Genomic DNA, 7,787 nt, shown 5'->3' on the forward strand with positions numbered 1-7,787 from the left:
GAGTATGGGCATTAAAAACCCCGATCTCGCTCATGTGACGTCTCAGTTTGCCTCTTTCGAAGATCGCGTTGTGACCCTCCTGGTCACGACGGCGGACGCTCGCGACGACGCCGTGGATGAAGTTGTTCAAGACCTTCTCGCACTGATCCGGGACCATCTGGGCATGGATGTTGTGTTCGTGTCGGAATTCGTCGACGGGCTTCGCGTGATGCGGTACGGCTGCGCAAGCAACGTTCCGGCGCCAATCAGGAACGCCATGACGCAGCGAAGCGAGCCCATGCCGCTGGAGCAGACGCTCTGCCAGCGTCTGATCGATGGCCGTCTGCCGAGCGTCGTCAACAACCTGCCAGCGGTCCGCGCAATGCAGGAGTTGCCCGACCAGGGCTTTCCGATCGGCTCCTACCTCGGCGTGCCAGTCTTACACGAGGACGGCAGCCTGTATGGCGCGCTGTGCTGCCTGACTCTCAAACCGAACGAAGCGTTCGGCGAACTCCAGTTGAAGCGACTGCAGATGGCAGCGCGATTGATGACGCGATTGCTCAATTCGTAGGGCGAACTCTGCGATTGTGTTGTCGCCGTTTTCGACACGGATGCGGCGAACGCAGCGACCTTCGCCGCTGGTCTGCAGATCGACGCCCGCGTGGGATCGAATGTCTGGATCAAGCGATTTGGGTCAATACCCTACCGTGAATCGCTGACGCGGATGCGCGGTCGTTTCAAGCTCATAGACTCAAGGCCATCGCGTAGTCCTCTTGAGAGATTTGACTCTTTCCATCCTCGCCAATCAGAAGCTCGTCTTTGCCAATGCGATAGGTGCCCGTGCGTTCGCCAGGCGTGAAGATGGCAGCCGGCGAAATGAAGGTCCAGTTCAAGGTCTCATCGGCGTCCAGCAGCGCATCCAGTACCTTGGCGCCGGCTTGCGCTTCGAGCTTCGCGACCTCCGGGAAAGTCGGGGTGTTGACGAGCAGTTCGCCCGATTCCATCTTCAGTGAACCCCTCCGACAACGACGGATCGGGGCGCGCCGGATGCCCGCGCTGCGGCCAGCACATCCGCGGCATCGAAGTCGCGAGAGCGCACTGAGCTGACGACGACGTCATGCCCTTTACGTAAGAACGTTCGCAATCTCCGATGGTTGGCTGCGGTCAGCGCCTTGCGCCCGCAAGCCATCACGAGCCTGGAGCTTGTTGGCATGACGAGACAGGCCAGTCACGGTGTGTCCGCGCGCCAGGCCGCCTGTTGCGTATCGCGTGTTCTCAGTCGCTGGCTCGAGGGGCTTGGCCGCGGCGGTCCCCAACTTCCTGCACCACTATCCGAAGGTGCTGATCGACCTGCCAATCGGCGCACGAGCGGTCAATCTGGTGGAGGATCGGATCGACCCTCGCGATACGCATCACCAACGACATCGACCTCGCGGAAGCGAGGGACTGCTCGTCCTTCGTCATCGAAGCAAGTTCACGCGGAAGCGCGTCGATGCACGACGGTTTCGAATACCTAAGTTCTCTAGTGGAGGCGGCGCGCAAAGCGAGCCTTTCGCGTACCTCGATCGGGAGGTAACATCTTGAAACCAAGATCACTTTCAACCGTTCGAGAACCTCATGTTCGATTCTTCGCGCATTCGAAAATCCGCTTTGCATTCGGTCTTGGCTGCATTGGTGAGCGGCACCTTCGCAGCAGCGCACGCGGAGATCACTGTCCTAGTGAACCCCGGGGATCAGGGCGAACAGTCGCGCACTTCCGTGCTGGCGAGTTGGAAGTCTGCGGTTGAACAAGGGCTGCGCAAGCAGCGCGTGGCGGACTTTGCGGTGAGCCCCATCTCGCCCTTCGACATGACCGCCGATCTGAGCGCCGTGCGGGCGCGCGTGCCGGATGTGGTGGTCGGCCCATCGCACCTCGTTGGCTCGGCAGTTCGCTACGGCTACACGCCAGTGGTCATGGTTGACAAGCCATCGCGTGCTGTGTTGGTAACGATGATTCCAAGCGACATTGATTCGTTCGAGCAGTCGTCCGGAAAGCGACTCGGCCTTCCGGAGCAGGACAGCCTCGTTACCTATCTCATCCGCGGGGAAGCTACTGCGGCCAACACGACCCTCAAGCGTCAGTTCTCGTCGATCTATCAGACTCGTTTTCAGGATGCATTGCTGATCTGCCTGCAACTGCGTCGCTGCGATGTTGTCGGCGTGGAGCGTGTCGTCTTTGATCGTTGGGTGGCCGCGGGCAATCCTGTGAAAGTCATCATGGAGTCGCGCGAGGCACCTGGGATGAGCGTTGCCGTGAAGGACGATCTCAAGGTCAACATCGACGGCTTGCGTAGCGCGATCGCGGAGGCGATGCCGGGCATTGTTGGTGCCAAGCCCGCAGCAGTCACGCGCGACAACTTCACCTATGTCTCGACGCTCGGCTACTTCACCCCGCGTGCGCTCGCAAATGCAAAGGTGGTCGACGCCAAGTCCGTTGCCTCGTTGCTCCAAGCCAAGCAGGGCCGCTACATCGACACGCGCAACAACGCAGAGTTCAACGAAGGGCACGTACCGGGCGCCACGCTGATTCCCTATGTTGAGAAGTCAAGCAAGGATCCGGACTTCAATGCCGCTGTCGACGAGTTCAATGTCGCTCGTCTCGGCCCCGACAAGGGGGCGCTGCTGATTTTCGGCTGCAATGGCCCGGAGTGCTGGAAGAGCCACAAGGCAAGCATCGCCGCCATCAAGGCCGGCTACACGAACGTTGCCTGGTTTCGCGGCGGCGTTCCCGAATGGCGCTCCGCCGGTCTGCCTATCGAAGTCGGCGACCCTCTGGTCGCAAACCCCTGAGCAATTGTTCTGTTCAGCACATTATCCCGTCACGACAACCTCCATCCTTACGCATGACATCACACGCAGTTGACCCCGCACGTCGCGCCCTTCTTGGCGCGTCGGCTTCCGCCGTAGCACTGACTGGGCTCGGCCCGTGGCGGCGCGCATTCGCGCAAGAGACCCGTCCATTGCCCGGCTATGCAGCGTGGAAGGACGCAGGCGCCATGATCGTGCATAGCCCCAACACCATCGAGTTGCGGCGCAGTGCGATGGGCGATGGCGTGATTACGCCGGTAACGCAACTCTACGTGCGTAACAACCTGACTCCGCCGAGCGCTGACATCCTGACCAACGGCGATGCCTGGAAAGTCCAGTTCGACGGCGTCCAGAACCCGCGGGCATTCACGTTGGCCGAGCTGAAGAAGATGCCGACGGAGACAGTGACCATGGTCCTGCAGTGCAGTGGAAATGGTCGTGGCATGTTTCCCTCGAAACCCGCCGGCACCCCCTGGCAGGTCGGTGCCGCCGGCTGCGTCATGTGGACCGGCATACCCGTGCGCGATCTGGTGCGTCTACTCGGTGGCACCGATGCCACAGCGAAATTCCTCACCGGAACCGGCGGTGAGGTGCTTCCGGCCGGGGTCGATCGGAAATCGCGCGTCGAGCGCAGCGTGCCGCTCTCGGCGATGAACGATGCGTTGGTCGCGTGGGAGCTCAATGGGCAACCGATTCCGCTAGCCCACGGCGGGCCGGTGCGCCTGATCGTGCCTGGCTTCACCGGCGTCAACAGCGTCAAGTACATCAAGCGCATTGCGTTCACGTCCGAGGAGTCCGACTCGTCGATCCAGCAGACCGACTACAGGATGAGTGCTCCGGACGCGAAAGGGATGAGTCCATCGGAACCCTCCGTCTGGGAAATGCCTCCGAAGTCCTGGATCAATTCGCCTTTGCCCGAAAGCGGAGCCCTGCGCGCTGGCTCGGCTGTCATCAAGGGTGTCGCGTTCGGCGGCACCAATGCGGTCAAACAGGTTGAAGTTTCGACCGACGGCGGTGCCACTTGGAAGGTGGCGTCACTCGTCGGGCCGGACCTCGGTCGTTTTGCGTGGCGCGAGTTCGTCGCGAATGTCGACCTGAGCTCCGGCACCCATCGGCTGGCCAGCCGTGTGACTGATGTCAAGGGGCGCACGCAACCGGAAGAGCGCGTTGAAAACAAGGCCGGCTATCTCAATACCAGCTGGCGCGATCACTCCGTTTCGGTGACCGTGGCATGAGGGAGGTGCCGGCAACGGGCCGGTGGCCAGTGCTTGCTGCTGCAGCCGTCTGGCTATACGTGGGATTCGCCGGTCCGTCTTTCGCGGCCGATCCGGCGCTCGCAGAAGGCCGGCAGTTGTTTGTCAACGGCGTTGCCCCCGCGCCAACATGCGCGCTTTGCCACACCTTGAAGGACGCTGGCGCGACGGGGCAGATTGGTCCGAACCTGGACGACCTCAAGCCAGATTTGGCCCGCGTCGCCGCTGTCATCCGAAGCGGCATGGGCCCGATGCCTGCGTTTACCGCGTTGACGGACGCGCAAGTGACTGCTTTGGCACGCTACGTCTCCACGGTCGTAAAGCCCTGATCGGCACGAGCACGGCGGCGGGCGGCGAGGGATTCGGTCGGCTGCAACCAGTCTTGGGTTGACAGGTTGACGGTGCAACGCTGGTGCTCTGCGACAAGCTGGGGCTGTGGCATCGTCGCTCAGCTCTGGTACATCGGCCAACGCCGTGCGGGCGCCGCAACGCGAGGCATGTCGACAAACAAGCCGGTAATGAACTCGACAAAGGTCCTGACCCTCAACGTCTGGCTGTTGCCACGCGCATAGAGCATGTAGATCGGCGGCGCATCGCTACTCCAGTCGGGCAGGACCAGCACGCCGGCCGCGATCGCGCGCTCCGCCGTCATCGAGATCACATGCGCAATGCCATTGCCCGCTGCCGCCAGCTCGACGAGGGCCTGGCCGTCGTTGATGCAGAGATTGCCGCCCGCTTGCGGCCATCGGGGCGAAAGTACTCGATGCAGTTGTGGTTCACAAGGTCACGGGGATGAGCTGGGGTCCCGTGCTGCGCAAGGTAGGCGCGCGATGCGCAGGTGACGAATTTCAGATCGGCGACACGGCGCGCGACAGGCCTTGAATCGGGTGGATCGCCGATGAAGACGCCGACGTCGATGCCTTCCGCCTCGACGCTCTTCGCGCCCGGCGAGATCACCACTTCGAGCTGCAGTTCCGGATGCTCGCGCAGGAAGCGGGGCAACTCCGGCAGGATCCGGTACCGCGCCGGGGTAACGTGGAGCATCACACGCAGGCGTCCCCGGGCCACCTCGCGCGCCGAGGACAGTTCGCTCTCGGCCGCTTCCAGGTCCGAGACGATGGCCTTGCAGCGCGCGTAGAACCTCGCGCCTTCGTCGCTGAGCCGCGTGCCTTGCGTCGTTCGCACGAGCAGTTGGACTTTGAGCCCGCGCTCCAACGCAGCGATCGACTTGCTGACCGCTGACGGGGTCAGGCCCAGCGCCGTCGAAGCTGCCGCGAAACTCCCCATCTCAGCGGTCCGCACAAAGATGCTGATGCTTCGAAGATGCTCCATGCCGTACCTCCATGCGAGCGTTGGCCGACACCCGGAGAGTACTGCGCGGCGCGGGAACGCGGTGAATTTTTTTCACTTCTTGTGTGCCCCGCTCTGGCTGGCGCGCTTGAGCGCAGGCACCTAAGCTGATCGCAGATTCTCGAAAGGAAGTCGGCAATGAGCGCAGGATGTCTGGTTCGACGGTCTGTTCTGCTCGCATGTCTTGTCGCTATGCCAGTGGCGCACGCGCAAGACTTCCCGGCCAAGCCAATCCATTTCGTCATCGGCAGCGCGCCCGGTTCGGTGATCGACGTCGTGACCCGCCAGATTGCAGAATGCCTGGCGCGGGAGCTTCGGCAGCCTGTGTTCGTCGAAAACCGGTTTTCGGCCGGTGGCATCGTTGCGCTGCAGGCGTTGAAATCCAGTCCTGCCGACGGCTACACGTTGAGTGTCGTCGCCATGCCGCAAATGAGCGTGAGCAACAGGTTCGCATTGACGCCGTGTTCCATCGCCATGCGCGCCACCGACACCCCTGGCTTGAGGCTCGCCAGAATCAACTCCTGCTTGGCCCCTTCGTCGTAGACGCTTCGACCGTCGCGCTTGTGCCTCACGACCAATCGGGCCTTCAACTCTGCGTACTTCTCTGTCATGTCCACATGTCCATGTTGATCTACATGGGCAGGTAGCCTCTCAGTTCATCGCGCCAAGAGGAAGGGCGTGGTTAATTGACGGCTTACACGGCATCTACGGTCTCCATCCACAGGCGCAGGACCGTCGCTCGCAAGGCGCGGTACTCCGCCCCGAGTTGGGAAAGGTCGAAGCCGGCACGCTGTCGCAAGCCGCCGTGCTCGGCCGCAAAGGTTGGCTTGGGAGCGCGGGGCGCGAGTCCCTTGGATTTGGCCTCGCGATCGAACTCGGACTGCACGGTGTCCATCTCGTTGGCGATGATGAGCAGGATCTCGTGCGCATGGTCGCGAAGTTGAACCACCGACATGGTCTCGGCGGGCGGAATCATCGTGCGCGCGAATGCCTCCCATTGCACCAGGATCGGTTCGATGTTTTCTTTGATGAATTGGCTCAGGCGCATGGCCAAAGTATGCCCCTCGCCAGGAATCACAAGATTGGGCCGTCGGGCGCTGCTCGTGGTCAAGTTCTGTAGCACACCTGTGGGAGGTCGAACTTTTGTCGAGGCTGCATGCGCGAAGGCCCCTCTCGGACTCGACCAGTCCTCGTAGTCATGAGGCTGGGTAGGCTGCCGTCTTGGACGGCAGCGAGTCGCCGCAAGCGATTCAATATCTGATTGTTCGATCCGCGAGTTGGCCAGTTGGCCCGCTTGCACGCCGCAGGATGATCTGGTCGAACGCCTCACTCGAATTGCAAACGACTGCCCATTCACTAAGCATCCCTGTCGGATGCGAGGCTGCACGCGGCTCGTGGGGCTTGACCATTGCAGTTATCCACAGTGATATGCACCGGCAAAGGGGACAACTGGAGGCCGAATTCTGAAAGAAGCGTGTAGCAGGGCGGAATGATTTTGTGAGTGAAGGGCCACGTCCGTTGCTAGCCGGTCACGACGGTCAGGCGAGTCAAAGAAGCGTAGAGCATCAAGGGTTGTCCACAAAGTGCGCCTTACTGTCGCAGGGCCGTTACAGGCCGCGAGTTGCCAGAGGAAGCATCCTTTGAAAGCGCGAAGAGGTGACGAGAGAGGCTCCAACTACGGCCGACCGCCACGAGGAGAGCCAAAGGAACCCCTCGCATCGCATGATCATTCGTCGTCCAGCATTCGGCTGGCCTTGCTGTTGAGCGAACTCTCGGCCCGGAAATAGCCCATTACGGTGGTCACGCTGTGGTGCCCGGTCATCGCCATGGTCTCCGGCAGCGACATCGCCTGCTTGCCCGCTTCCGTCACAAAACCTGCCCTCAGTGAGTGCGCAGAGAACTCTCCCTCCACACCCGCCAGCGCGCACCGTTCCTTCACGATGTCGCGCACCGCCGCGGGCGCCAGCGGCTCGCCCAGATGCCCGCCCTTGCGGATGCGGCGGAAGAGGGCGCCTTCCTTGATCCCGCTGGCGGCGAGCCACGCCTGCATGGCCAGTGCCGCGGTGCCGACGAGAGGTTTGACGTCCTCGGGACGATCCTGCCCGGACTGATTGGTCTTGGAATGCGTGAGCGTGTAGACATATGCCACTGAGGAGGAACGGGCATCCACACGTCGCAGGTTTTCCAGGGTGGCTCCGGCCACCTCTGAACGACGCCGGCCGCCGGTGGCCGTAGAAGAAAGTGAATCAGTTCCAAACGCAACGGTAAAAGTGATACTGCCAGGGTGCTGGAGAGTCCCTTGCGCGCCGAAGCTGCATGCAGCAAGGGTTTGGCTCTTCCGGAAAGTAAATGTGATAC

Annotated in this window: 7 protein-coding genes and 2 pseudogenes; 4 read left to right on the plus strand and 5 right to left on the minus strand. The window is 61.9% G+C overall.

The genetic code is table 11. The features are described 5' to 3' along the window. On the plus strand, positions 1-550 hold a 550-nt coding region (locus HB681_RS37000; protein ID WP_213959885.1), incomplete at its 5' end, for a GAF domain-containing protein. A gap of 172 nt (positions 551-722) precedes the next feature. On the opposite strand, the gene HB681_RS38605 is transcribed toward HB681_RS37000, so the two are convergent. Then, complete coding sequence (locus tag HB681_RS38605; RefSeq protein WP_256735261.1) at positions 723-983, minus strand: hypothetical protein; 261 nt, start codon at positions 981-983, stop codon at positions 723-725. A 613-nt stretch (positions 984-1,596) separates the two neighbouring features. Here HB681_RS38605 and HB681_RS37010 point away from each other — a divergent pair. Genes HB681_RS37010 through HB681_RS37020 form a run of 3 tightly spaced genes read left to right on the plus strand, consistent with a single transcriptional unit; the run spans position 1,597 to position 4,408 of the window. Next, complete coding sequence (locus HB681_RS37010; protein WP_213959886.1) at positions 1,597-2,808, plus strand: rhodanese-like domain-containing protein; 1,212 nt, start codon at positions 1,597-1,599, stop codon at positions 2,806-2,808. 53 nt (positions 2,809-2,861) lie between these two features. After that, positions 2,862-4,061, plus strand: a complete 1,200-nt coding sequence (locus HB681_RS37015) for a sulfite oxidase (RefSeq protein WP_213959887.1) — start codon at positions 2,862-2,864, stop codon at positions 4,059-4,061. Beyond that, the gene (locus tag HB681_RS37020) at positions 4,058-4,408 is read left to right on the plus strand and encodes a cytochrome c (protein WP_213959888.1); all 351 of its coding nucleotides are present in this window, start codon (positions 4,058-4,060) and stop codon (positions 4,406-4,408) included. Before HB681_RS37015 ends, HB681_RS37020 begins: the two co-directional genes overlap by 4 nt. Before the next feature lie 119 nt (positions 4,409-4,527). Here HB681_RS37020 and HB681_RS37030 read toward each other — a convergent pair. From HB681_RS37030 to HB681_RS37045, 4 genes and pseudogenes are all read right to left on the minus strand, one after another. Further along, positions 4,528-5,411 (minus strand): annotated as a pseudogene (locus tag HB681_RS37030) (LysR family transcriptional regulator). Positions 5,412-5,869: 458 nt separating this feature from the next. Continuing rightward, positions 5,870-6,040 (minus strand): annotated as a pseudogene (locus HB681_RS38610) (IS66 family insertion sequence element accessory protein TnpB); the annotation flags it as partial. An 83-nt stretch (positions 6,041-6,123) separates the two neighbouring features. After that, positions 6,124-6,540, minus strand: a complete 417-nt coding sequence (locus HB681_RS37040) for an RsbRD N-terminal domain-containing protein (protein ID WP_256735262.1) — start codon at positions 6,538-6,540, stop codon at positions 6,124-6,126. A gap of 615 nt (positions 6,541-7,155) precedes the next feature. Then, positions 7,156-7,787, minus strand: a 632-nt coding sequence (locus tag HB681_RS37045) for a tyrosine-type recombinase/integrase (RefSeq protein ID WP_213959891.1), incomplete at its 5' end; no start/stop codon positions are given.

Origin of the sequence: Variovorax sp. dw_954 (genome assembly GCF_018449755.1) — a bacterium.
Taxonomy (GTDB): Bacteria; Pseudomonadota; Gammaproteobacteria; order Burkholderiales; family Burkholderiaceae_C; genus Variovorax.

Excerpts from the sequence above, each read along its gene's own strand:
- HB681_RS38605 (WP_256735261.1), bottom strand. The coding sequence starts at position 983 with ATGGAATCGGGCGAACTGCTCGTCAACACCCCGACTTTCCCGGAGGTC.
- HB681_RS37010 (WP_213959886.1), top strand. The coding sequence starts at position 1,597 with ATGTTCGATTCTTCGCGCATTCGAAAATCCGCTTTGCATTCGGTCTTG.
- HB681_RS37015 (WP_213959887.1), top strand. The coding sequence starts at position 2,862 with ATGACATCACACGCAGTTGACCCCGCACGTCGCGCCCTTCTTGGCGCG.
- HB681_RS37020 (WP_213959888.1), top strand. The coding sequence starts at position 4,058 with ATGAGGGAGGTGCCGGCAACGGGCCGGTGGCCAGTGCTTGCTGCTGCA.